At 60.0% G+C, this 24,974-nt stretch carries 15 protein-coding genes; 7 read left to right on the top strand and 8 right to left on the bottom strand.

Features of this window, described 5'->3' with window-relative positions:
* Positions 1-78: 78 nt before the first annotated feature.
* The 3 genes from GVL50_RS18270 to GVL50_RS29065 all read left to right on the top strand — a co-directional run bounded on the left by GVL50_RS18270 (position 79) and on the right by GVL50_RS29065 (position 2,068).
* Complete coding sequence (locus tag GVL50_RS18270) at positions 79-477, top strand: DUF2177 family protein (RefSeq protein ID WP_159814648.1); 399 nt, start codon at positions 79-81, stop codon at positions 475-477.
* A gap of 250 nt (positions 478-727) precedes the next feature.
* On the top strand, positions 728-1,657 hold the full coding sequence (locus GVL50_RS18265) for a DMT family transporter (RefSeq protein ID WP_053118190.1): 930 nt from the start codon (positions 728-730) through the stop codon (positions 1,655-1,657).
* A gap of 282 nt (positions 1,658-1,939) precedes the next feature.
* Entirely contained in the window at positions 1,940-2,068 is a 129-nt protein-coding gene (locus GVL50_RS29065) for a PA1414 family protein (RefSeq protein ID WP_003184145.1), read from the top strand.
* An 89-nt stretch (positions 2,069-2,157) separates the two neighbouring features.
* On the opposite strand, the gene GVL50_RS18260 is transcribed toward GVL50_RS29065, so the two are convergent.
* The 5 genes from GVL50_RS18260 to speB form a co-directional block, all read right to left on the bottom strand.
* Positions 2,158-2,406, bottom strand: a complete 249-nt coding sequence (locus tag GVL50_RS18260; RefSeq protein ID WP_159814647.1) for an acyl carrier protein — start codon at positions 2,404-2,406, stop codon at positions 2,158-2,160.
* 131 nt (positions 2,407-2,537) lie between these two features.
* Positions 2,538-3,917, bottom strand: a complete 1,380-nt coding sequence (locus GVL50_RS18255) for a sodium:solute symporter (RefSeq protein ID WP_053118194.1) — start codon at positions 3,915-3,917, stop codon at positions 2,538-2,540.
* A 152-nt stretch (positions 3,918-4,069) separates the two neighbouring features.
* Positions 4,070-5,581 (bottom strand): cytosine permease, encoded by a 1,512-nt coding sequence (locus GVL50_RS18250; RefSeq protein ID WP_159814646.1) that lies wholly within the window; start codon positions 5,579-5,581, stop codon positions 4,070-4,072.
* Between the two features lie 55 nt (positions 5,582-5,636).
* A complete protein-coding gene (locus GVL50_RS18245) occupies positions 5,637-6,059 on the bottom strand; it encodes a nuclear transport factor 2 family protein (protein ID WP_053118199.1) in 423 nt (140 codons plus the stop codon).
* 10 nt (positions 6,060-6,069) lie between these two features.
* The gene (speB, locus tag GVL50_RS18240) at positions 6,070-7,020 is read right to left on the bottom strand and encodes an agmatinase (RefSeq protein ID WP_008086245.1); all 951 of its coding nucleotides are present in this window, start codon (positions 7,018-7,020) and stop codon (positions 6,070-6,072) included.
* Between the two features lie 292 nt (positions 7,021-7,312).
* On the opposite strand from speB, the gene GVL50_RS18235 reads away from it, so the two are divergent.
* Positions 7,313-8,206 (top strand): LysR family transcriptional regulator, encoded by an 894-nt coding sequence (locus GVL50_RS18235; RefSeq protein ID WP_053118206.1) that lies wholly within the window; start codon positions 7,313-7,315, stop codon positions 8,204-8,206.
* Positions 8,207-8,224: 18 nt separating this feature from the next.
* Positions 8,225-8,821 carry a tRNA-uridine aminocarboxypropyltransferase gene (locus GVL50_RS18230; protein WP_053118208.1) on the top strand — a complete coding sequence of 199 codons (597 nt, stop codon included), beginning with the start codon at positions 8,225-8,227 and terminating at the stop codon, positions 8,819-8,821.
* Between the two features lie 114 nt (positions 8,822-8,935).
* Here the strand turns inward: GVL50_RS18230 and GVL50_RS18225 are convergent, their stop codons facing one another.
* The 3 genes from GVL50_RS18225 to GVL50_RS18215 form a co-directional block, all read right to left on the bottom strand.
* A complete protein-coding gene (locus GVL50_RS18225; RefSeq protein WP_053118210.1) occupies positions 8,936-10,297 on the bottom strand; it encodes an HlyD family type I secretion periplasmic adaptor subunit in 1,362 nt (453 codons plus the stop codon).
* Between the two features lie 360 nt (positions 10,298-10,657).
* The gene (locus GVL50_RS18220) at positions 10,658-12,817 is read right to left on the bottom strand and encodes a type I secretion system permease/ATPase (protein WP_159814645.1); all 2,160 of its coding nucleotides are present in this window, start codon (positions 12,815-12,817) and stop codon (positions 10,658-10,660) included.
* Positions 12,818-12,929: 112 nt separating this feature from the next.
* Entirely contained in the window at positions 12,930-14,288 is a 1,359-nt protein-coding gene (locus GVL50_RS18215) for a TolC family outer membrane protein (protein ID WP_159814644.1), read from the bottom strand.
* 531 nt (positions 14,289-14,819) lie between these two features.
* Here GVL50_RS18215 and GVL50_RS18210 point away from each other — a divergent pair.
* A complete protein-coding gene (locus GVL50_RS18210) occupies positions 14,820-24,200 on the top strand; it encodes a retention module-containing protein (RefSeq protein ID WP_159814643.1) in 9,381 nt (3,126 codons plus the stop codon).
* A gap of 237 nt (positions 24,201-24,437) precedes the next feature.
* Positions 24,438-24,953 (top strand): hypothetical protein, encoded by a 516-nt coding sequence (locus GVL50_RS18205; protein ID WP_178124205.1) that lies wholly within the window; start codon positions 24,438-24,440, stop codon positions 24,951-24,953.
* The last annotated feature ends 21 nt before the right edge of the window (positions 24,954-24,974 follow it).

Here is a 24,974-nt window from a genome sequence, read left to right as displayed (position 1 = left end):
TTTCGCAGGCTGCGATCTGTTGATCTTCAAGGTCAAAAGATCGCAGCCTTCGGCAGCTCCTACATTGAGGGTGGTGTGATGAAAAGATCGCTGATTGCCTACGTCGCCACGCTGCTGACGTTTCTTCTGCTCGACGGCATCTGGCTCGGGCTGTTGATGGCGCCGACCTACCGCGAACTGCTCGGTTCGCTGATGCTGGAAAAACCGCTGCTGTTACCGGCCGCGGTTTTTTATTGCCTGTATGTTTTTGGCTGCGTGGTGTTTGTGGTGTTGCCCGCGCTGAGTTGGCAGTGGGCGGTGAAGAGGGGGGCGTTGTTGGGGCTGGTGGCGTATGGGACGTATGACCTGACGAATTGGGCGACGTTGCGTGGGTGGTCGGTGCAGGTGACGTTGATGGATTGGGTGTGGGGGATGGTGGCGACGGCTGTGGCTTGTGCGGTTGGGTTTTTGGTGGTGAGGCGGTTTGGGCAGGTCTGATCCGTAATGTGTGGTGTTGTTGCCGGCCTCTTCGCGAGCAAGCCCGCTCCCACATTTGAAATGCGTTGCCATTGTGGGAGCGGGCTTGCTCGCGAATGGCGGCGCAGCCGACGGCCATTCACCGCTGACGCTGCAGAAGAAACAAATGTCTTTTCCAGACGGCTTTTTCCGCCCGACTCATTGATAATCCCAAGCACTGTTTTCTGACCATTGGATGGCCTGCCATGTTGTGTGTGTTCGAGGTGTTGCGGTGAGTGTCGAGCGGCGCAATGCCGACCGGTTTGCCCTGCAAGTGATGATCGGCCTGTGCCTGATCTGGGGTGTGCAGCAAGTCATGATCAAATGGGCTGCGCCCGACATCGCGCCGGTGATGCAGGCGGCGGGGCGGTCAGGCATTTCCGCGTTGCTTGTAGGATTGTTGATCTGCTGGAAGGGTGGTTGGGATCAGGTCGGCAACACCTGGCGCGGCGGTTTGCTCGCCGGTGCGTTGTTCGGTCTGGAATTCTTCTTTATCTCCGAAGGCCTGCAACTGACCACGGCCGCGCACATGTCGGTATTCCTCTACACCGCGCCGATCTTCACCGCGTTGGGCGTGCATTTTCTGCTGGCGAGCGAGCGTCTAAGGCCGCTGCAATGGCTGGGGATTCTGCTCGCCTTCATCGGCATCGCGATTGCCTTCGCCGGCGGCGTGTCGTGGGACAACCTTGACCGGAGCATGCTGCTCGGTGATTTCTTCGGGATTCTGGCCGGTGCCTGCTGGGGCGCGACCACCGTGGTCGTGCGTGCCTCGCGCCTATCCGACGCGCCAGTGACCTTGACCCTGTTCTATCAATTGATGGTCGGTTTCGTCGGGCTGTTGTTGATCGCGCTGTTCAGCGGCCAGATCACTCACGTCAACCTGACCACGGTGGCGGTGGCCAGTGTGCTGTTCCAAGGGCTGGTGGTGTCGTTCTTCAGTTACCTGGTGTGGTTCTGGCTGTTGCGTCGGTATCTGGCGGCCAATCTCGCGGTGTTTTCGTTTATGACGCCGCTGTTCGGCGTGACCTTCGGCGTGATTCTGCTCGGCGAAGAGCTGAGCCTGAACTTCATCATCGGCGCCGTGCTGGTGTTACTCGGCATCACCTTCGTCAGCGCCGAGCAGTGGGTGCGTCGGCGTTTGCGCAAAGCGCTGGGTCAGTAGCCGCTGGCCGAGCATTCAGGGGGTGCGACAACATGGCTCATGGGGCCAAAGTCAGGGTCGGGGCCGATCCGAATGCGTCGATAGAAGTGCTGCAGGCTGTCTATCCCGCGGCTTCGGCGGATGTGCGAGAAACGGCTTGAACCAATGGCTGCAGATTCTGTTCCATTCAGTAACAGATCATTGCGGATTTCGCCGAGCATTGCGTAGGACTTCGGACTATTATCAGTGCGAAGCGGCCTCAGAATTCCGGTCGCTCAGCACCACCCTGAAGGGGGCATGACGATGAAAGAGAAAATTCAAAACTGGCTGCACGACTTGGGTGTTGCCCTCGGCTTGATCGAACCGCCTCTGCAACCTGTCCCGATCCGCACCGATGACGAGCAGCGTCGCCGCCAGCCGCGCCGGCGGTAAGTGCCTCTTTAAGGATCAAGAGATCGCAGCCTTCGGCAGCTCCTACATGGATCAGTGTAGGAGCTGCCGAAGGCTGCGATCTTTTGCTTTCAATGCCGTCCAATCTCTATTAAAAACCGGCTCAAGTCATTCGCGGTCTTCGCGGTCTTGAGCATACGGTCTTCTTCGGCGGTGAATGCCGTCAGTCCGAATTCATCTTCCAGATGAAAGATCAAATCCTCGATATCGGCCTTTTCCAACCCCAATTGCACCAGGCTGGTGTGGTCGTTGAAGTCGTGGTTCTCCAGCAGACGGCGGATGAACCGGTGCACGGCGGCACGCACGGCAGCTCTTCTCATGGCAGATTTTTCTAGTCGTTGTTCTGCTTGAGTGAAGCATCTTCATCAGCACTTTTCTACAGACGAAAAAAAACGGGTGTGGCAACCGACGCCACACCCGTCGAAGAAAGCATCAAGTCGTTACATCAAGCTTAGATCGCGCTCGCCACGGTTGCCGGGCGAGGGGAGACCAGGCTGACCACCACAAAACTGATCAGGCCCACAGCCAGGCTGTAGTAGATCGGCGTGTTGGCGTCGAGGCCGTCCTTGATCATGAACAACAGGGCGGTGGCGAAACCCAGGCCCATGCTGGCGATGGCGCCGGCGGTGGTTGCGCGTTTCCAAAAGATCGCCCCGATCAGCGGGATCAACATGCCGCCGACCAACAGGTTGTAAGCGAGGGTCAGCGCGCTGATCACATCGTTCACCACCAGAGCGATACCCAGCACCACAACACCGGTCAGCAGGGTGAACAGGCGGTTGATGCCCAGGCTCGATTGTTTACCGCCGCGCAGTTTCGGCAGCAGGTCTTCGGTGATGGTGGTGGCAGCGGCGAGCAGGCCGGCACTGGCGGTAGACATCATGGCGGCCAGTGCAGCTGCGATCACCAGACCCCGGATGCCGTCCGGCAGCGACAGTTTGACGATGGCGGCGAAGGCGTTGTTGACGTTGGACAGATCAGGAATCAGCACGTGTGCCGCCATGCCGATCAGGGCGCAGGCCAGGCCGTAGATGATGCAGTAGATGCCGGCGGCGCTACCGGCGTACTTGGCGACTTTTTCGTTCTTGACGGTGAACACCCGTTGCCAGATGTCCTGACCGATCAGGATGCCGAAGAAGTAGATCATGAAGTAGGTGATGATCGTGTCCCAACCGATCGTGGTGAAGTTGAACGCGGTGGCCGGCAACTTCAGCACCAGCTCGTCCCAACCGCCGACGCGGTACAGGCAGATCGGCAACAGGATGAACATCAGGCCGACGGTCTTGATGATGAACTGGACGATGTCGGTCAGGGTCAGCGACCACATGCCGCCGATCGCCGAGTAGATCACCACCACGCCACCACCGACCAGTACCGAAACCCAGAATGGCAGGTCAAACAGCACTTGCAGGACGGTGCCGATCGCGAGGATCGAGGTCACGCCGATCATCAATGCGTAGGCCAGCATGATCAGCGCGGAGGCCGAGCGGGCCATCGGGTTGTAGCGCTTTTCCAGCACTTGGGTAACGGTGTAAATCTTCAGTTTCAGCAGCGGTTTGGCCAGAAACAGGTTCAGCGCGAGAATCCCGCAACCCAGCGCGGCGCACAGCCAGAAACCGGAGATGCCGTGCACGTAGCCGAGGCGAACGGTGCCGACGGTGGACGCACCACCGAGCACGGTAGCGGCCATGGTGCCCATGTACAGGCTTGGGCCGAGGTTACGACCGGCGACCAGAAAGTCCTCGTTGGTTTTGGCCTTGCGCATGCCGAAATAGCCGAGCAAAAGCATGCCGGCTGCGTAGATGAGGACGACGAATAAATCCAAAGCCATGATGGCGTGTCTCCGATTGTCTTTTTTATGGTGAAACAAAAACCAAACCTGTAGGAGCAAGGCTTGCCCGCGATGGGTGCGCCAAGGTCAAGCAGGCTGACCGCGTTATCGTTCTTCGCGGGCAAGCCTTGCTCCTACGGTTCATGCGTAAATCAGGCGGCTTGTCGCATTGCCGCTTTAACCGGCGACTCCGCGCCTTGGCTCCGTGCATCCTTCGGGCCGAACACTTCCCGCGGTTCCGGGAACAGGCTCAGCAGCGTCAGGTACACAACCGAAGCCAGGCCCAGGGTCACCGGCAAGCTGATGTCGATGCCGCCGGCCATTTCGCCCAGCGGGCCAACGAACTGCCCCGGCAGGTTGACGAAGCACAGGCCGACCGCCGCGCTCGGGATCCACGCGCCCAGACCGCGCCAGTTCCAGCCGTGGTTGAACCAGTAGCGTCCGCCCTGTTCGCCGCGCGTGAACACTTGCAGGTCATCCGGGCAGTAGAAACCGCGACGTACCAACAGGCCGATGATCATGATCACCATCCATGGCGTGGTGCAGGTGATGATCAGCACGGCGAAGGTCGACACGCTCTGCACCAGGTTCGCCGCAAAGCGACCGATGAAGATGAAGGCAATCGACAGCACGCCGATCAGCAGCGTCGCTTTCACCCGCGACAGCACGCGCGGGAACACGCTGGACATGTCCAGCCCGGTGCCATACAGCGACGTGGTGCCGGTGGACATGCCGCCGATCACCGCAATCAGGCACACCGGCAGGAAGAACCAGCTCGGCGACACCGCCAGCAAACCACCGACATAGTTGTTCGCCGCGATGTAGTCCGGCGCCTTGATCGCGACGATGGTCGCGGTGGTCAGGCCGAACAAAAACGGAATCAGGGTTGCCAACTGTGCCGCGATCACCGCCAGCATGATCCGGGCTTTCGGGGTTGTGCGCGGGATGTAGCGTGACCAGTCGCCGAGGAAGGCGCCGAAGGAAATCGGGTTGCTCATCGCTACCAGCGCAGCGCCGATAAACGCCGCCCAGAAACCTGCCTGACCGAGGGCCACGCTGCCGGCGTACTGGCTGTCGAAGGCCGGGGCAAAGGCGAAAATGCCGAGCAGGAACAACAGGCTCGCGGCCCACACCGCAATGCGGTTGACCCACAGCATGATGCGGAAGCCGTAGATGCACACGGTGAGCACCAGCAACGCGAACAAGCCATAGGCCAGACCCAGGGTCAGGTCGGTTTCCGGCAGGCCGATCAGACGTTTGGCACCACCGACCAGCGCGTCACCCGAACTCCACACCGACAGTGAGAAGAACGCGATCGCCGTCAACAACGACAGGAACGAGCCGACGATCCGCCCGTGCACACCGAAATGCGCACCCGATGACACGGCATTGTTGGTGCCGTTGAGCGGGCCGAACAGGCCCATCGGCGCAAGGATCAGCGCACCGACCACCACGCCCAGCACAATCGCCCAGACGCCGGCCTGAAAAGACAGACCGAACAGCACCGGGAAACTGCCGAGCACGGCGGTGGCGAAGGTATTGGCACCGCCGAAGATCAAGCGAAACAGGTCGCTGGGTCGGGCGTCGCGCTCATGATCCGGGATCTGTTCGACCCCGTTTGTTTCAATGCTGCTAAGGCTTTTTTCGTTGTTGTTGTTATTCATGATCTGCTCCGATCACAAAGGCGCGCTCATCGTTCGTGAGCGTCACCTGTTTTGGCTAAGGGGATGGCAGCCCTTCCGGCATCGCGGACAAATGTTCGTGGCAGGCCAGCCAATGGCCTTGTTGTTCTAGGCTCGACGCTTGTTTCTTGAAAACAATCGTCTCGCGCTCCTGGCTGAAGTGTTGCTCCCCTTGCATGCGCAGCTCGGTGGCCACGTCATGGATGAAAATCGCCACGTCACCTTGCAGGCTGACGAAGGCGTTGCTCGAGGTGCACGCAAGCACCTCGAAGCCATCCTCGGCGCGCCAGCTGTCCCACAAGGCCTGATAGGCATCGCGCGACAGCAACGGCTGTTCGAGGGTGTAGAAAACGAAACTTGCATCGGCGCTGAACGCGCCGAAGTAAGCCTCGCGATCATTACGGGCAAAGGCAGCCACCAGTTCGGCGGCCGCTTGCAGAACCTGATCACGTTCGTTCATGACGCAACCCTCAGCGGTGAACCACGCCTGGCAGTACGCAGAGCATTTCGTACAGCAGGTTGGCGGCCAGCAGCGAGGTGTTGCCGGTGGTGTCGTAAGCGGGCGAGACTTCTACCAGATCGCAACCGATCAAGTCGAGGCCTTGGCAGCCGCGAACGATTTCAATCGCCTGAATGGTCGTCAGACCGCCGATTTCCGGGGTGCCGGTGCCAGGTGCCCAGGCCGGATCGATGCCGTCGATGTCGAAGCTGAGGTACACCGGGCCGCCGCCGACTTTCTCGCGCACTTCAGCCATCAGCGGTGCCAGCGACTTGTGCCAGCACTCTTCAGCCTGAACCACGCGGAAGCCCTGATCGCGGCTCCAGTTGAAGTCGTCAGCGGTGTAACCCTGAGCGCGCAGACCGATCTGCACGACGCGATCGCAATCGAGCAGACCTTCTTCAACCGCGCGGCGGAAGGTGGTGCCGTGGGCGATTTTCTCGCCGAACATGTGATCGTTGACGTCCGCGTGGGCATCGATGTGCACCAGACCGACCTTGCCATGCTTTTTATGAATCGCACGCAGGATCGGCAGGGTGATGGTGTGGTCGCCACCCAGGGTCATCGGGATCACGTTGTGCTCGAGGATGTTGTCGTAGGCTTCTTCGATGATGCGCACGGCGTCGAGCAGGTTGAAGGTGTTGATCGCCACGTCGCCAATGTCGGCCACGGCCAGCGAGTCGAACGGCGCAGCGCCGGTCGCCATGTTGTACGGGCGAATCATCACCGATTCGGTGCGAATGTCGCGTGGCCCGAAGCGGGTGCCGGGGCGCAGCGAAGTACCGATGTCCAGTGGCACGCCTACGAAGGCAGCGTCCAGGCCGGCAGCGGTCGGTACATGGGGGAGTCGGAGCATGGTGGCGATGCCGCCGAAGCGCGGCATTTCGTTGCCGCCCAGTGGTTGGTGAAGAATCTTGTCCACGGGTAGGGCCTCATCGTCTTTGTTTTATTTATATCGGCGCGCCGTTGAGCACAGGTTCGGACGCCGCTGTGGGGCCGATGATGCGAAATGTAGTGAGGGGAAAGAATCGCTACGGGCAAATACTTAGTTCAGATTTTTCTAAACTAATGCCAGACTTCCACACCGGCTCGTTCCCATGCTCCGCGTGGGAATGCATCTACGGACGCTCCGCGTCCAGCCGTACTTGCAGGTGACGCAGAGCGTCACAGGCTGCATTCCCACGCAGAGCGTGGGAACGATCCTTGGAGTAGACATGGCCAACGCTTTACCCGACCTGAAACTATTGCGCATCTTCGTCAGCGTCGTGCGCCATCAGGGTTTCGCCAATGCGCAGCAGGAACTCAACCTGTCGACCTCGGCGATCAGCACCTACATGAGCCAGCTCGAAGCCGCGCTCGGTCTGGTGCTGTGCCATCGCGGGCGCGGCGGGTTCAGCCTGACCAGCAAGGGTGAGCTGTTCCATCAGGAAACCCTGCGCCTGCTCGCCGAACTCGAAGGGTTCGAGCAATACGCCGCCGCGCTCAAGGGCGAATTGCGCGGCACGCTCAACCTCGGGGTGATCGACTCCACGGTCAGCGACAAGGCCTTGCCGTTCGCCGAAGCCATCGGCGGCTACAGTCAGGAACACCCGGCGGTGCACTTGCACTTATCGGTGATGAGCCCATACGAACTGCAACTCGGCGTGCAGGACAATCGCCTCGATCTGGCCATCGGCGCGTTCTCCACACGGATGAGCGGTCTGGTCTATATGCCGCTGTACCGCGAGCAGCACTGGTTGTATTGCAGCAGCCGCCATCCGTTGTTCAACGAGCGGCGCATCCCTGAGCAAGTCATCACCCAGCAGCGCATGGTCGGTCGTGGTTATTGGAGTCAGGCCGAGCTGGCGCGTCACGGTTTCAAGCACAGCGCAGCGACCGTGGAAAGTATGGAGGCGCAGCTGATTCTGGTGTTGTCCGGCGCCTACATTGGTTACTTGCCGGAGCACTACGCGCAGGCGTGGGCCGACAAAGGGGATTTGCGGGTTCTGCTGCCGGCGACGTTCGGTTATCAGGCGCCGTTTTCGATGATCATGCGCCGGGGCCGCAGCCGCGAGCCGCTGATCCAGACTTTCCGTGATTTGCTCAAAGCACAGCTCAATCAGGCTTAGCTTGTAGGAACAAGAAGTATGTCCAGACCTCAATGCCCGCGCTGCCTGCGCCCACAAACCCATTGTCTGTGCCCGCTGATCCCCAGCCTCGACAGCCGCACGCGAGTGTTGCTGTTGCAGCATCCGAGCGAGGTCAATCATGCGTTGAACACCGCGCGATTGGCGGCGCTGGGTTTGAGCAATGCTGAGCTGATTGTCGGCGAGGTGTTTGAGGATTTGCCGACGCTGCTGAATCAGCCGGGCTATCGGGCGCGGTTGTTGTTTCCCGCCGATGATGCGCAGCCGATGCAGGCTTACGCTGAGTCGGATGAACCGCTGTTATTGGTCGTTCCGGACGGCACGTGGCGTAAAGCGCGCAAGATGCTGCACCTCAATCCACTGCTGGCGGCGTTGCCACGGGTGACGCTGGCCGAGGGCGGGGTGTCGCGCTATCGGTTGCGCAAGGCCCCGGGGCCGGGGGCATTGTCGACGGTTGAGGCGATTGTGCAGGCATTGCAAACGCTGGAGGCGCCGGTTTCGTTTGAGCCGTTGCTCAAGCCGTTTGAAGCGTTGATCGAGGGGCAGATTGCGGCGATGGGGGAGGAGACCTTTCAGCGTAATCATGGCGATAGATGATCGTTCCCACGCTCTGCGTGGGAATGCATCCAGTGACGCTCTGCGTCACAGTCGCGAAGGGACGCGGAGCGTCCCGGGCGGCATTCCCACGCGGAGCATGGGAACGATCATTCGCTACCGCTCGCGCATCGCCTCAGTCCGCGCCTTCAACACCGGTTTCAACAGGTAATCCAGCACACTTTTCTCGCCGGTAATGATGTCCACCGTCGCCACCATCCCCGGAATAATCAGCAACGGCTTCACATCTCCGCCCAAATGGTTTTTATCGGTGCGCACCTGAATCAGGTAAAAGCTGTTGCCCTTGTCATCAGTAATCGTGTCCGCGCCGATCAACTCAAGCTTGGCGCTCAGCCCGCCGTAAATCGTGTAGTCATAAGCACTGAACTTGACCATCGCCTTCTGCCCCGGATGCAGAAACGCCACATCCTGCGGGCGCACTTTGGCTTCGATCAGCAGGTTGTCCTCCAGCGGCACGATTTCAACCATGTCGCTGCCCGGCTGCACCACGCCGCCGATGGTGTTGACCTTCAATTGCTTGATCACGCCGTGCACCGGTGAAGTCACGGTGGTGCGGGTGACCCGGTCGTCGATGGCGATGCTGGTCGCGGTGATTTTTGACAGGTCAGTGCGTTTCTCATTCAGCTCTTTGGCGGCTTCGGAGCGGAAGGTTTGTTCGGATTCGTCGATCTTGCTGCGGATCTCCGCAATCGCCGATTCGGCACGGGGAATGGCGAGTGTGGTGGCGTTCAGCGAGCCACGGATTTCCACGGCGCTGCGCTTCAATCGCAAGATTTCCACCGGCGACACCGCACCGGTTTTCACCAGTGGTTCGGACATGTTCATCTCTTGCTGCAGCAACGCCAGACTGGAACTGAACTGGCCCTGCTTGGAACGAAATTCCGCCAGTTCCTGGGTTTTCTGCCGCAGTTGTTCGCTGAGGGTTCGTTGTTCGCTGGCCAGTCGGCGCTGGCGTTGGTCATACAGCGAGCGCTCGTCTTCAGCGACTTGCGGCGCTTTGGCGACCACTTCATCGGAGAGCTTGAACGGCCGGCCTTCCGCTTCTGCTGACAACCGTTCGACCTGCGCCGTCAGCGCATAACGATCGGCCTCGCTCTCGCCTTTGTTCGAACGGAAGCGCGTGTCATCCAGACGCAGCAGGGTGTCGCCCTTGTTCACCATTTGACCTTCGCGTACGAAGATCTCAGTGACGATGCCGCCCTCAAGGTTCTGGATCACCTGAATTTTGCTCGACGGAATCGCCTTTCCTTCGCCCATGGTCACTTCTTCGAGCACGGCGAATTTGGCCCAGACCACCGCACTGATCAACAGCCCCGCCGCCAGCCACACGGTGATCCGCGACCAGCGCGGCGAATCCTGCAACGCGGCCCCGGCGGTTTCCGGCATGAACTCAGCCTCGGCGCTTTTGCCGAAACTGTCGAAGTAGCCGCGAGATTTGCTATCTGAAGATGCCGACATGGGGCGATACCCCTCAATTAAGAAACATCAAACTGGATGACCCAACAGTGGCCAGGGGCGCGTATCTGTAACCAGAGAACTCCCTTTGGCCTGAGAATTTCCCTGTGGCCACAGAAAATTCCTGTGGCCAAAAAGTTTTCCTGTGGCGAGGGGATTTATCCCCGTTGGGTTGCGCAGCAACCCCAAAAATTTCATGGGCGCTGCGCACCCAAACGGGGATAAATCCCCTCGCCACAGTTTTTGTGCAAACCACAAGTTTTGTGTAAGGCACAGGTTTTGTGTAAAGCCACTGATTTTGTATAGGCACAGGTTTTTGTGCAGGGCACTTTTTTGTGTAAGCCATAAATTATGGTTAAGCATCTACACCGCCGCAGAGCCGACGCGGCCCTTGCGCAGTGCTTCGATGACTGCTTCTTTCGGGCCGTCGGCGACGATCCGGCCGTTGTCGAGTACCAGCAGCCGATCCACCAGGCTCAGCATCGAGGTGCGGTGGGTGACCAGCAGCAGGGTTTTGCCTTGCACCCAGCCGTGAAGTTTCTGGCGCAGGATGTCTTCGCTGCTGTTGTCCATGGCGCTGGTGGGTTCGTCGAGGAGCATGATCGGCGGGTCGAGCAACAGCGAACGCGCGAGCAACACCGCTTGGCGCTGGCCGCCGGACAGCAATTGCCCGCGCTCACCGACCGGTCGATCAAAACCTTGCGGATGCTGGCGAGCGAGTTCGGTAACGCCGGTCAGCTCAGCCACTTCAAGCATCCGCGAATCGCTGACGTAGCGTGCGCCGAGGGTGAGGTTATCGCGCAGGCTGCCCGCCAGCAGCGGCAGGTCGTGGGCGACATAGCCGATTTGCTGGCGCAGATCCGCGACATCCAGTTGCCGCAGGTCGAGACCGTCGAGCAGCAACTGGCCTTCTTCTGGCTCATAGAAACCCATGACCAATCGCGCCAAGGTGCTTTTACCCGAGCCACTGCGACCGATAATGCCAACCCGTTCGCCGGCCTTGAGGCTGAAACTGATGTTGCTCAGGGCCGGCGCATTCTGGCCGTTGTAGTGAAAGGTCACGCCGTTGACGTCCAGCGCACCTTGCAGTTGCGTGCGTTCCAGCGGCCGCTGTTTGCCGTCGCGTTCCTGTGGCAGTGACATCAGCGCGTCGGTGCTTTTCATGGTCAGTTGCGCTTGCTGATAACGGGTGATCAGCCCGGCGATCTGCCCCAGCGGCGCGAGTACGCGGCTGCCGAGCATGTAGCTGGCGACCAGCGCACCAACGCTGAGGTTGCCGGCGATGATGCTGTAAACCCCGGCGACAATCGTCGCCATCCCCGAGAACTGCTGAATGAACAATGTGCCGTTGGTTGCCAGCGCCGAGAGATTGCGCGCATGGCTGTCGAGGCGGGTGAGTGCGCCGTGGGTGCTTTCCCATTTGTGCTGGCGCTCGCTTTCGGCGCTGCAGGCCTTGAGGGTTTCCAGACCGCCGAGGGTTTCGATCAGCACGGCCTGGCGTTCGGCGCCGAGGCTCAGGCTTTTCTGCACGGTGTCACGCAGACGCACCTGAATCGCCAGGGCGAAGATGATCGTGATCGGAAACGCCAACATCGGAATCACCACCAGCCAGCCGCCGAGGAGGCCGATCACCACCAGCATCAAAACGACGAAGGGCAGGTCGATCAGGCTGGTCAGGGTGACGGCGGTGAGGAATTCACGCAGACCCTGAAAGTCATGAATGCTCTGCGCAAACCCGCCGATGGTCGCTGGCCGCGCCTTCATCGACATGCCGGTGATGCGTTCAAACAAAGTCGCGGAAAGGATCACATCGGTTTTCTTGCCGGCGGTGTCGAGCAAGTGCGCGCGCACCACCCGCAGCACCAGTTCGAAACCGGTGCCGATCAACAGGCCGATCGACAACACCCACAAGGTCGACGTCGCTTGGTTTGGCACCACACGGTCGTAGGTTTGCATGACGAACAGCGGCACCATCAGGCCCAACAGGTTGATCAGAAAACTGGCGAGAATCGCGTCGCCGTATAGCCATTTCGACAGCTTCAGCGTGTCGCGAAACCACGCATGCACGCGCGGCACCAGCGGTGAGCGCAGGTCTTCGAGTTCGTGGCGCGGCCGGGCGAACAAGGCCTGGCCGCTGTAGTGTTCGGTGAGTTCTTCACGGCTGACCCATTGCTCGCCGCCATCGGCTTCGCTGGGCAGAATCAGCGCTTTGCCGTCATCGCCAAAACGCCGCAACACGGCGGTGCGGCCGTCGTTGAGCAACAACAGAATCGGCAGGTTCAGTGGTGAGATGTCTTTCAGTTCACGGCGCAACATCCGCGCCTGCAACCCTGCACGAGCAGCAGCGCGCGGCAGCAAATCCAGGCTAAGACGTTGTTTGTTCAGCGGCAGCCCGGCACTCAGGCTGGCGCGACTGACCGTCGCGCCGTGCAGTTTGCAGAGGATCAACAGACCGTCGAGTAACGGATCATCGAAGCTCAGCCGCGGATCGACCCCAGAGTTACCGGGTTCCATGCTGGTCATATTGATCGCTCCTTTGAACTGGCTCGGACACCCACATCAACCCTGCTGCATGATCGTTCCCACGCAGAGCGTGGGAACGATCATGCAGCCTTCGGCAGCTCCTACAGAGGGGTTATTTCAGCTCTGGGAGGCGGGCTTCGTTTTTCACTTCGCTGGAGGCGATCGCATCGGCGGGCAGCACCACCCGTTGTTTGCTCAGCAACTGGCCCATGTTCGCCAGCACGCGGTACATCGAATATTCCTCGGTGTAGCGAATTTCGGTGTAACGACGGTTGGCGTTGTAGAGCTCGTTTTCACTGTCGAGCAAGTCAAGCAGGGTACGTTGGCCGAGGCCGAACTGATCCTGATACGCGGCGCGTACACGCTTGGTGGTTTCCGCGTATTCGCGGGCGGTCGGGGTCTGTTTCTTCGCGTTGAGCATGGCGTTCCAGGCCAGGTGAATGTTCTCGTTGAGCTGACGCAGGGCGTTGTTGCGGATGTCCATCGCCTGGTTGATCTGGTGCGCATCGGAGGCCAGTCGCGCCTTGTCGCTGCCGCCACGGAACAGGTTGTAGTTCATGATCACGCCGACCCGCCATTCGTTGTCGTGACCTTCATCGCCCTGCACGTTGTTGTTCGCGCCCACCGCCGCTTCTGCGTCGAAACGTGGGTAGAACGGCGACTTGGCGACTTCGTATTGGCTCTCGGCCGATTGCACGTCGGCCTGCGCCGATTTCAGGTACGGGTTGTTTTCGACCATGCTCTGCTGGGCTTCTGGCAGGGTGGTCGGCAACTCGCCACGGGTCGTGGCCGGGGCTTCCAGTTCATCAGGCATGCGCCCGACAACGCTGAAGAAGTTCGACTCGGCATCCGCCAGATCCACTTCAGCGGTGTCGAGGTTGTTTTGCGCCAGCGCTTTACGCGCCACTGATTGATCGGAGTCGGCGGTGCTGCCGATGCCGCGCTCGGTGCGCAGGCCGATCTGATCGTTGACGCGCAAGTGCGCTTGCAGGTTATTCGTGGCCAAAGTCACCAGTTCGCGGCGCTTGAGCACTTCGAGGTAGACCTCGATGGTGCGCAGGGCCAGATCCTGAGCGGTGCCTTGCGCGTAGTAGGCGCGCGAATTGGACACGCCTTTGGTGCGCTCAACCTCGTTGGCGGTGTTGAAACCGTCGAACAGCATTTGCCGCAAGCGCAGCTCGGATTGGGTGTAGTTGAGAATTCGTGTGTCGTGGTTGCCGAAGGCGCGGGTGTTGGTGTTGTCGCTGTAGCCACGGCCATACGCGGCGTTCAAATCGACGGACGGATAGAAACCGCCCTTGGCGACTTTGATCTGTTCATCAGCCGACAGGCGTGCATCCACGCGCGAAGCGAGTTCCGGGTGGGTGGCGATGGTGCTTTGGATCGCCTCGGTAAGGTTCATGGCCTGGGCTTGGGATGTGCAAGCCATGGCCAGCAAAACCGCGCTGCAGAGGGGGGTTAAAACGCGCATGGGTGCATCTCCCTGAGTCCTGATGGTGTGTTACTGTCGCCAAAAATTTGACGATATTTTTAGTGGAAAGCGTTTCACTCTTGTAACAACAGAGCTAAGAACATAATGAAGCGTAGCTAAGAAAAAATTTTCATAAGGCTTATTCCGAAAAAAACTTATGCGGTTTGTAAAATCCGGCACATTGTTCAGCACGAAAGCCTTTGTTTTATGCGCGCTAGGGAGCGCAGAAAGGCTTGAGGAAAGTTCCATTCACTTTGCGACATACGGCGAAGTACTGCTGAAGGGGAGGGACGCGTAGCGGCTGGGGAGCGACAGATTTTTGTCACTCGGGTGATTCGCCAGCGTTACGTAGCGCTCGTGGGAATGCTGCATTGATCAGGGTTTTCAAGTGCTTGATAGCACTGATTTTTCCTGAACGGCGCAACCTGCGAACGAACTGTCGAAGGCGCGAGCGTCGCCACGGCAACCCGATTGAGCCATGGGCTACTTCGTTAACCAGTGCCGACAGTGGTCGGCAGCGGAGGAATTCACATGGCAACGCTCATCGGTACCGTCACTAAAGTCATTGGTCAGGTTTTCGCACAGGCAGCGGACGGCACAAAACGCGCCTTGGTCGAAGGCGATCGGCTGTTTGCCGGCGATCAATTGATCACCGGGGCCGAAGGCGCCGTTGCCGTTCATCTGCAAAATGGCAAAGAGCTAACCCTTGGGCGCGGCAGCAGCATGACCCTGTCCGGGCAATTGCTCGCCGATCAAGCCGCGCACGTGAGCGCGGCCGAGGCGGTCACGCCGAGCGAAGCGCAACTGACCGACGTTGAGCAAATCCAGAAAGCCATCGCCGCCGGTGATGACCCGTCGAAAACCGCTGAAGCCACCGCCGCCGGGCCAAATGCACCGGGTGGCGCGCCGGGTGAAGCGGGCGGTGGTCACAGTTTTGTCTTGCTGACGGAAGTTGGCGGGCGCGTTGATCCGATCATCGGATTCCCCACCGCCGGGTTCGGCGGCATCCCTGAATTCCCCGAAGAACGCCACAACGTGGTGATCGACAACGGCGACGACACGCCAGTGATCGTGCCGCCACCGGTCAACAATCTGGTGACCCTCAACGGCCTGTCCGTGCCGGGTGGCGAGCTGAACCTCAACGAAGCCAATCTGCCTGACGGTTCCGCCGCCAACCCTGCTGCACTGACCCAAAGTGGCAGCTTCACCGTTAACGCGCCGGATGGTTTGACCAGCCTCAGCGTCGGCGGCATCAGCCTGGTCAACGGTGGTGTGGCGGTCGGTTTCCCGCAGTCGATCACCACGCAATTGGGCAACACCCTGACCATCACCGGCTACAACGCGAGCACCGGTGTCGTCACCTACAGCTATACCCTCAACGGCAACGACACCCATGCAGCGGGCGATGGCGCGAACAACCTCAGTGAACAATTCACCGTGGTTGCCGGCGACAGTAATGGCGATACCGCGACCGGTACGCTCGACGTCAACATCACCGATGACGTGCCGCGCGCGGTGGATGACAGCAACAGCTCAACCGCTTCGGAAGCCTTGCTGACGCTGACCGGCAACGTGCTGACCAACGATGTGCAAGGCGCTGACCGCGTGGCCACCGGCCCGGTGACGCCGGGCACGTTCACCGGCACTTACGGCACCCTGGTGCTGAACGCCAACGGCACTTACACCTACACGCTCAACACCAGTGACGCCGATTTCAAAGCGCTGCACGGCGGTGGCAACGGCACCGAAACCTTCGCCTATACCCTCACCGATTCGGACGGCGATAGCAGCACCGCGAATCTGGTTTTGCAGATCCACAACAACGACGACCCGGTGACCCTCGGCGGTTTGAATATTGCGGGCGGCGAGCTGACGGTTTTCGAGAAGAACCTGGCCCTGGGCAGTTCGCCTGATTCGGCAGCGCTGACGCAAAATGGCAGCTTCACGGTGACGGCACTCGATGGCGTCACCACGCTGACCGTCGGCGGCATTGCCGTGGTCACCAACGGTGTCGCGGCTGGGTTTCCGCAATCGGTGACGACGCCGCTGGGCAGCACGTTGACCATTACCGGGTTCAACGCGGCGACAGGCGTGGTCAGTTACAGCTACACCCTGGTCGATAACGAAGCGCATCCGAACGCCAATGGCGCGAACACTCTGCCAGAGCAATTCGCCGTCACCGTCGTCGATGACAACGGCACCACCGCCAACGCAACGCTCGATGTGAACATCATCGACGACCTGCCAAAAGCGGTGGATGACAGCAACACCGGCACCGCCTCGGAGACCAATCTCAGCCTCACGGGCAACGTGCTGACCAACGATGTGCAGGGCGCCGACCGTGTGGTCACTGGCGAGACTGCCGGGCCGATTACCGCCGGGACGTTTGCCGGGACTTACGGGACTTTGGTGCTCAACGCCAACGGCACTTACACCTACACGTTGAACACCAGCGATGCGGATTTCAAAGCGCTGCACGGTGGCGGCAACGGCACTGAAAACTTCACCTACACCATCACCGATTCCGACGGCGACACCAGCACCGCGAACCTCGTTTTGCAGATCCATAACAACGATGATCCAGTAGTAATCGGCGGCCTCGATGTTAACGGCGGCGAACTCACCGTTTACGAGAAAAACCTCAGCGACGGCAGCGCACCAGACTCCGGTGCACTGACTCAAAGCGGCACGTTCAACATCACCGCACTCGACGGCGTGACTACCCTGACAGTCGGCGGTATTGCGGTGGTCACCAATGGCGTAGCCGCAGGCTTCCCGCAATCAATCACCACGCCATTGGGCAGCACACTGACCATCACCGGTTTCAACGAAACCACCGGCGTCGTCAGTTACAGCTACACCCTGGTCGATAACGAAGCGCACCCAACCGCGAACGGCGCAAACAATCTGCCAGAGCAGTTTGCCGTCACCGTCGTCGATGACAACGGCACCACCGCCAACGCGACCCTCGATGTGAATATTGTCGATGACTTGCCGAAAGGCGTGGATGACTCGAACGCAGGCACCGCCTCGGAAACCAATCTGTCGCTCACTGGCAACGTGTTGATCAACGATGTGCAGGGCGCCGACCGTGTGGTTATTGGCGAGAATGCCGGCCCAATCACCGCCGGTACTTTCTCCGGGACTTACGGCACATTAGTGCTCAACGCCAACGGCACGTACATCTACACGCTGAACACCACCGACGCCGATTTCAAAGCGCTGCACGGTGGCGGCAACGGGACAGAAACCTTCACCTACACCATCACCGATTCCGACGGCGACACCAGCACCGCGAACCTAGTCTTGCAGATCCACAACAACGACGACCCGGTGATCATCAACGGCCTCAACGTGAATGGCGGCGAACTCACCGTTTACGAAAAAAACCTCAGCGACGGCAGCGCACCAGACTCCGGCGCACTGACCCAAAGCGGCACCTTCAACATCACCGCACTCGACGGCGTGACCACCCTGACCGTCGGCGGCATCGCCGTGGTCACGAATGGCGTAGCAGCAGGCTTCCCACAATCAATCACCACGCCATTGGGCAGCACACTGACCATCACCGGTTTCAACGAAACCACCGGCGTCGTCAGCTACAGCTACACCTTGGTCGACAACGAAGCGCATCCAACTGCCAACGGCGCAAACAACCTGCCTGAGCAATTCGCTGTCACCGTGGTCGATGACAACGGCACCACCGCCAACGCGACCCTCGATGTGAACATCGTCGACGATTTGCCAAATGCTGTGAATGACAGCAACGCTGGCACCGCTTCGGAAACTCTGCTGACTCTGTCCGGTAACGTCCTGACTAACGACGTGCAGGGCGCCGACCGTGTCGCCACCGGGCCTGTTACTGCCGGGACTTTTGCCGGGACTTACGGCACGTTGGTACTCAACGCCAACGGCACTTACACCTACACGCTGAACACCTCCGATGCAGATTTCAAAGCGCTGCACGGCGGCGGCAACGGTACAGAAACCTTCGCCTACACCATCACCGATTCCGATGGCGATACCAGCACCGCAAACCTCGTCTTGCAGATCCACAACAACGACGACCCGGTGATCATCAACGGCCTCAACGTCGAAGGTGGCGAGCTCACCGTTTACGAGAAAAACCTCAGCGACGGCAGCGCGCCAGACTCAACTCAGTTGACTCAAAGCGGCACGTTCAATATCACCGCACTCGACGGCGTGACCACGCTGACCGTTGGCGGTATCGCCGTCGTGACCAACGGCGTGGCCGCAGGCTTCCCGCAATCGATTACTACACCGCTGGGGAGCACACTGACCATCACCGGTTTCAACGAAACTACCGGCGTCGTCAGTTACAGCTACACCCTGGTCGATAACGAAGCGCATCCAACCGCCAACGGCGCGAACACTCTGCCTGAGCAGTTTGCCGTCACCGTGGTCGATGACAACGGTACGACTGCCAACGCAACGCTGGATGTAAACATCGTCGATGATTTGCCAAATGCTGTGAATGACAGCAACGCTGGCACCGCTTCGGAAACTCTGCTGACTCTGTCCGGCAACGTTCTGACCAACGACGTGCAAGGCGCCGATCGTGTCGCCACCGGGCCGGTTACCGCCGGTACTTTCACCGGTACTTACGGCACTTTGGTGTTGAACGCCAACGGCACTTACACCTACACGCTAAACACCACCGACGCCGATTTCAAAGCCTTGCACGGCGGCGGCAACGGTACAGAAACCTTCGCCTACACCATCACCGATTCCGATGGCGACACCAGCACTGCGAACCTCGTCTTGCAGATTCATAACAATGACGACCCGGTGATCATCAATGGCCTCAACGTGAATGGCGGTGAGCTCACCGTTTACGAGAAAAACCTCAGCGACGGCAGCGCGCCAGACTCTGGTGCACTGACTCAAAGCGGCACCTTCAACATCACCGCGCTTGACGGCGTGACCACGCTGACCGTGGGCGGTATCGCCGTCGTGACTAACGGCGTAGCCGCAGGTTTCCCACAATCAATCACCACCCCATTGGGCAGCACACTGACCATCACCGGTTTCAACGAAACCACCGGCGTCGTCAGTTACAGCTACACCCTGGTCGACAACGAAGCGCATCCAACTGCTAACGGCGCAAACAACCTGCCTGAGCAGTTCGCTGTCACCGTGGTCGATGACAACGGTACGACTGCCAACGCAACGCTGGATGTAAACATCGTCGATGATTTGCCAAATGCTGTGAATGACAGCAACGCTGGCACCGCTTCGGAAACTCTGCTGACTCTGTCCGGTAACGTCCTGACTAACGACGTGCAGGGCGCCGATCGTGTCGCCACCGGGCCGGTTACCGCCGGTACTTTCACCGGTACTTACGGCACTTTGGTGCTAAATGCCAACGGCACTTACACCTACACGCTAAACACCACCGACGCCGATTTCAAAGCCTTGCACGGCGGCGGCAACGGTACAGAAACCTTCGCCTACACCATCACCGATTCCGATGGCGACACCAGCACTGCGAACCTCGTCTTGCAGATTCATAACAATGACGACCCGGTGATCATCAACGGCCTCAACGTGAATGGCGGTGAGCTCACCGTTTACGAGAAAAACCTCAGTGACGGCAGCGCGCCAGACTCCGGTGCACTGACTCAAAGCGGCACGTTCAACATCACCGCACTCGACGGCGTGACCACGCTGACTGTGGGCGGTATCGCCGTCGTGACTAACGGCGTGGCCGCAGGTTTCCCACAATCAATCACCACTCCGCTGGGCAGTACGTTGACGATTACCGGTTTCAACGAAACCACCGGCGTCGTCAGCTACAGCTACACCCTGGTCGACAACGAAGCGCATCCAACTGCTAACGGCGCAAACAATCTGCCTGAGCAGTTCGCCGTCACCGTGGTCGATGACAACGGCACCACCGCCAACGCGACCCTCGATGTAAACATCATCGACGACCTGCCAAAAGGCGTGAACGACACCAACGCCGGCACCGCGTCAGAAACCAATCTCAGCCTCACTGGCAACGTCCTGACCAACGACGTGCAAGGCGCCGACCGCGTACCGACCGGCCCGAATGCTGGCCCGATTACCGCAGGTACCTTCACCGGCACCTACGGTACTTTGGTACTCAACGCCAACGGCACGTACACCTACACGCTGAACACCAACGACGCCGACTTCAAAGCGCTGCACGGCAATGGCAACGGCACCGAGACATTCACCTACACCATCACCGATTCCGACGGTGATGCCAGCACCGCCAACCTGGTGCTGAACATCCACAACAACGACGATCCGGTGGTGCTCAACGGCCTCGACGTCAATGGCGGCGAACTCACCGTTTACGAGAAAAACCTCAGCGACGGCACCAGCCCGAACACAGCCTTGCTGACCCAAAACGGCACCTTCACCGTCACCGCTCTGGACGGTCTGCAAACCCTCACCGTCGGCGGTATTGCCGTGGTCACCGGCGGCGTGGCCGCAGGCTTCCCGCAATCGATTACGACACCGCTGGGCAGCACGCTGACCATCACCGGTTTCAACGAAACTACCGGCGTCGTCAGCTACAGCTACACCCTGGTCGACAACGAAGCGCATCCGACCGCCAACGGCGCCAATAGTCTCACTGAGAACTTCAATGTGGTCGCCACCGATGGCGACGGCAGCACGGCCTCGGGCCAGATCAACGTCAACATCATTGATGACTTGCCAACCGCCAAAGCCGACACCGGCTCGGTGACCGAGGGCGGCACCGTCAATATCAGCGTGTTGGGCAACGACGTCACTGGTGCCGATGGTGCAGCGACAGGCGGGGCGGTAGTCGGCGTGCGTGCTGGCAGCAATACCGGCACATCAGCCATTGGCGGCCTCAACAGCAACATCAACGGCAACTTCGGTTACCTGACCCTTGATGCAGCGGGCAATGCGGTCTACCACAGCAATCCGAACTCGGTGAGCCCTCCGGGCGCGACTGACACCTTCACCTACACCATCCGCGATGGCGACGGCGATGAAAGCACCACGACCATCACCATCAACGTCGCCGACAGCAAACTGATCGCCTCGGTCGATCAGGACGTCACGGTCTACGAAAAAGCCCTCGACCTGACCAAGGACGGCCAGGATCTGGCCCCCGGTACGGTCACCGGCAGCGATCCAACCAACACTGGCGAAACCGCCACGGGCACACTGGTTGGCGCAGTCACCGGCGGCAGCGGCGCGCTCACTTACACCCTGGTCGGTAGCGCCACCGGCACCTACGGGCAGATCCAGTTGAATGCCGACGGCACCTACACCTACACGCTGACCTCGGCGCCGAAAACCTCGCCGAACGCCAACGACGGGGCGAACACCCTCAGCGAAAGTTTCACCTACAAAGCCACTGACGCACTGGGCAACAGCACCACCAGCACCATCGTCGTCAACATCGTCGATGACGTGCCAAAAGCCGTGGCTTCCGATCGTTCGGTGGCGGCGGTGGAGATCGATTCCAACCTGCTGATCGTCCTCGACATCTCCGGCAGTATGGCCGACGCCTCCGGCGTGCCGGGTCTGTCGCGGCTGGCGCTGGCCAAACAGGCCATCAGCGCGCTGCTCGACAAGTACGACGATCTCGGCGATGTGAAAGTGCAACTGGTGACCTTCAGCAGCAGCGCCACCGATCGCACCTCGGTGTGGGTCGATGTCGCCACGGCCAAGTCGATTCTCGCGGGCCTGACAGCGGGCGGCGGTACTAACTACGACGCCGCCGTAGCGACCATGCAGACTGCGTTCAACACTTCGGGCAAACTCACCGGCGCCCAGAACGTTGGCTACTTCTTCTCCGACGGTAAACCGACCACTGGCCAGGAAATCGGCACGGCGGACGAAACCGCGCTGAAAGCTTTCCTCGACGCCAACAACATCCGTAACTACGCGATCGGCCTGGGCAGCGGCGTGAGCAACGGCAACCTCGATCCAGTGGCGTACGACGGCATCACCCACACCAACACCAACGCGGTGGTGGTGACCGATCTCAACCAACTCAACTCGGTGCTCTCGGGCACGGTGGTCGGCGCGCCGGTTACCGGTTCGTTGCTGGGCGAGGGCGGCACGTTCGGCGCGGATGGCGGCTTTATCAAAACCATCATCGTCGACGGCACCACCTACACCTACGATCCGAAAGCGCTCAGCGGGCAGGGTTCGTTAACTAACGTTGGCACTAACCACGGCACGTTCAACACCGTGAACAATTCGGTGAGCATCGCCACCAACAATGGCGGCACGCTGGTGATCAACCTCGACACCGGCGACTACACCTACACCTCGCAGAAAACCACCGCCGTGGTGATCACCGAGAACATCGGCTTCACCGTCAGCGACAACGACGGCGACCTCGCCAGCTCGACGCTGACCGTGAAAGTCATCCCCAATGCGCCGCCGGTGGCGGCGGACGATCACGTCATCACCAACGTGCTGTCGAGCAACGTTGTGGTGCCGGGCGAATTGCTGCTGGCCAACGACACCGATCCGAATGGCGATACGCTCAACGCCACGCCGACGACGTTCAATACCGGTTGGATCTCGAAAGCGGCGGACTTCACCGGCACCGGGGCGATCAACTTCACTGGCACCAACGCCAATACCGCGGCCAACCAGAACCTGGCTAACGTGCGCAATTCGTTCAGTGCCAACGCGGCAACCATGACCGCTGTGCTGGTGGTCAGCGGTTATCTCGGTGCTGTGACCAACAGCAACGCCAACGATGAAGACCGCATCACCGTCAATCTGCGTCAGGGTGAGACCCTTAATCTGGATCACAACCTGGCGGCCGGTCACGTCACCATGGAGTACTCGATCAATGGCGGCGCTTACACCACGCTGGCAGACGGGCAAACGCTGACGGCAGCCGCGAATGGGACCTATCAAATCCATATCACCAACATCAACGACACCACGGGCAGCGGCGGTAACTCAGCGGAAAACTACCAACTGACCATGACCCTCAACTACGCCGGGGCGCACGACATCACCCCGGACTTCAACGGCACCTACACCGCCAATGACAACCATGGCGGCAGCGACACCGCCAACGTCAGCATCAGCTATCAGGATGGCCACACCCTCACCGGTACCTCCGGCGATGACATCCTGGTCGCAGGCACCGGTAACAACATCATCAACGCCGGCGACGGCAACGATGTGCTCACCGCAGGCTCCGGCAACAATGAAATGCACGGCGGCGCCGGCAACGATTTGCTCTACAGCGGCCCGGGCAATGACCTTCTCGACGGCGGCACCGGCACGGACACGGCAAGCTATGCCCACGCCACCGCCGGGGTCACCGTCAACCTCGGCCTGCTCGGTGCGCAAAACACCCTCGGTGCCGGAACTGACACCCTGACTGGCATCGAAAACCTCGTCGGCTCGAACTTCAACGACACGTTGACCGGCGACAACAATAACAACGTGATCAATGGTGGGCTGGGCAACGACATCCTCAACGGCGGCGGCGGGGACGACCTGCTGATCGGCGGCCTGGGCAACAACACCCTGACCGGCGGAGCAGGGGCCGACACCTTCCAGTACCTCAAGGGCAACAGCGGCCACGACACCATCACCGACTTCACCCCCGGCACCGACAAGCTCGACCTGTCGCAACTGCTGCAAGGTGAAAACGGCACCACGGCGTCGCTCGATGACTACCTGCACTTCACCGTCACCGGCACGGGCGCGTCGGTGCTCACCAGCATCGACGTCAGCGCGATGGCCGGTGCCACGCCAAACCAGACCATCGACCTGGCCGGCGTCAACCTCGCCAGCCACTACGGTGTAACACCGGGGGCCGGCGGGATGATTGCCAGCGGTCATGACACCGCGACGATCATCACTGGCATGCTCAACGATCATTCGTTGAAGGTCGATACCGTCTGATTCGCGGCTGAAAGGAACAAACCCGCGCTCCCGGTTGAAGGGGAGGGCGGGTTTTTTTGTGCCTGAGCATTCCCAATGGGCGTATCTCCGACAGACGGTAGCAATACCTGTAATTTCTGACAGTAGCCAAGCTCACGACGACGCCGTTAAATCAACTCACGGCCCAAGAGAGGCCTGAACACACAGGCCGCGCGTCCGCGTGTTCCATGACAGCCGAGTCTTGTGGGAGTGGGTGTAATGGCGTCTTCTGATAGCCCGATCAATCCTGTCGTGGAGCTGGCGCTCGAAGCGCCGAAAGTGCCCGTCATTCTCAAGGATGAAAACGGTCAGGAAAGCCCTGAAGGCCTGTTGCCAAGAGACGCGTTGAGCGGTGACCTGGTTGTCGTTGTTCCCAATTGGAGCGCCGCCTTCACAGCACCGGAGCCGCTTTACATCATCGACATCAGCTGGACGCTGGAGGGAGGGCCATTTACTTCTGTGTTCCGTGATGAATACGAGGAACCGGGGGATAAAACCTTGAAGGTGCCTCGTGACAAGCTGGATCAGGGCACCTATTCCCTGTCGTATCGGGTCAGTTATGGCGGCAATCCTTTGTACTCGGCACTCAAGCGTGTGACCGTCGACCGATCCCCGCCCAACGACAATCAGGAAACCGTGCCGACCGAAACGGTGATGCGCGTCTCTGTGCACCAGTCTTCCGATTGGTTGCCGACGATGTCAGTGACCAGAAATGTCACCGCCAGGCCTGCGTAATCGGTGTCGCCGGCCTCTTCG

Origin of the sequence: Pseudomonas sp. 18058, from assembly GCF_902706155.1 — a bacterium.
Lineage (GTDB): Bacteria > Pseudomonadota > Gammaproteobacteria > Pseudomonadales > Pseudomonadaceae > Aquipseudomonas > Aquipseudomonas rustica.
The sequence above is the reverse complement of the archived record's forward strand: the minus strand, read 5'-3'. Positions and strand labels throughout refer to the sequence as shown.

Coding starts and splice junctions, on each gene's coding strand:
- GVL50_RS18255 (WP_053118194.1), bottom strand. CDS start 3,917: ATGGCTTTGGATTTATTCGTCGTCCTCATCTACGCAGCCGGCATGCTT.
- GVL50_RS18220 (WP_159814645.1), bottom strand. CDS start 12,817: ATGACCAGCATGGAACCCGGTAACTCTGGGGTCGATCCGCGGCTGAGC.
- GVL50_RS18250 (WP_159814646.1), bottom strand. CDS start 5,581: ATGAATAACAACAACAACGAAAAAAGCCTTAGCAGCATTGAAACAAAC.
- GVL50_RS18235 (WP_053118206.1), top strand. CDS start 7,313: ATGGCCAACGCTTTACCCGACCTGAAACTATTGCGCATCTTCGTCAGC.
- GVL50_RS29065 (WP_003184145.1), top strand. CDS start 1,940: ATGAAAGAGAAAATTCAAAACTGGCTGCACGACTTGGGTGTTGCCCTC.
- GVL50_RS18260 (WP_159814647.1), bottom strand. CDS start 2,406: ATGAGAAGAGCTGCCGTGCGTGCCGCCGTGCACCGGTTCATCCGCCGT.
- GVL50_RS18205 (WP_178124205.1), top strand. CDS start 24,438: ATGGCGTCTTCTGATAGCCCGATCAATCCTGTCGTGGAGCTGGCGCTC.
- GVL50_RS18230 (WP_053118208.1), top strand. CDS start 8,225: ATGTCCAGACCTCAATGCCCGCGCTGCCTGCGCCCACAAACCCATTGT.
- GVL50_RS18225 (WP_053118210.1), bottom strand. CDS start 10,297: ATGTCGGCATCTTCAGATAGCAAATCTCGCGGCTACTTCGACAGTTTC.
- GVL50_RS18245 (WP_053118199.1), bottom strand. CDS start 6,059: ATGAACGAACGTGATCAGGTTCTGCAAGCGGCCGCCGAACTGGTGGCT.
- GVL50_RS18270 (WP_159814648.1), top strand. CDS start 79: ATGAAAAGATCGCTGATTGCCTACGTCGCCACGCTGCTGACGTTTCTT.
- GVL50_RS18215 (WP_159814644.1), bottom strand. CDS start 14,288: ATGCGCGTTTTAACCCCCCTCTGCAGCGCGGTTTTGCTGGCCATGGCT.
- GVL50_RS18210 (WP_159814643.1), top strand. CDS start 14,820: ATGGCAACGCTCATCGGTACCGTCACTAAAGTCATTGGTCAGGTTTTC.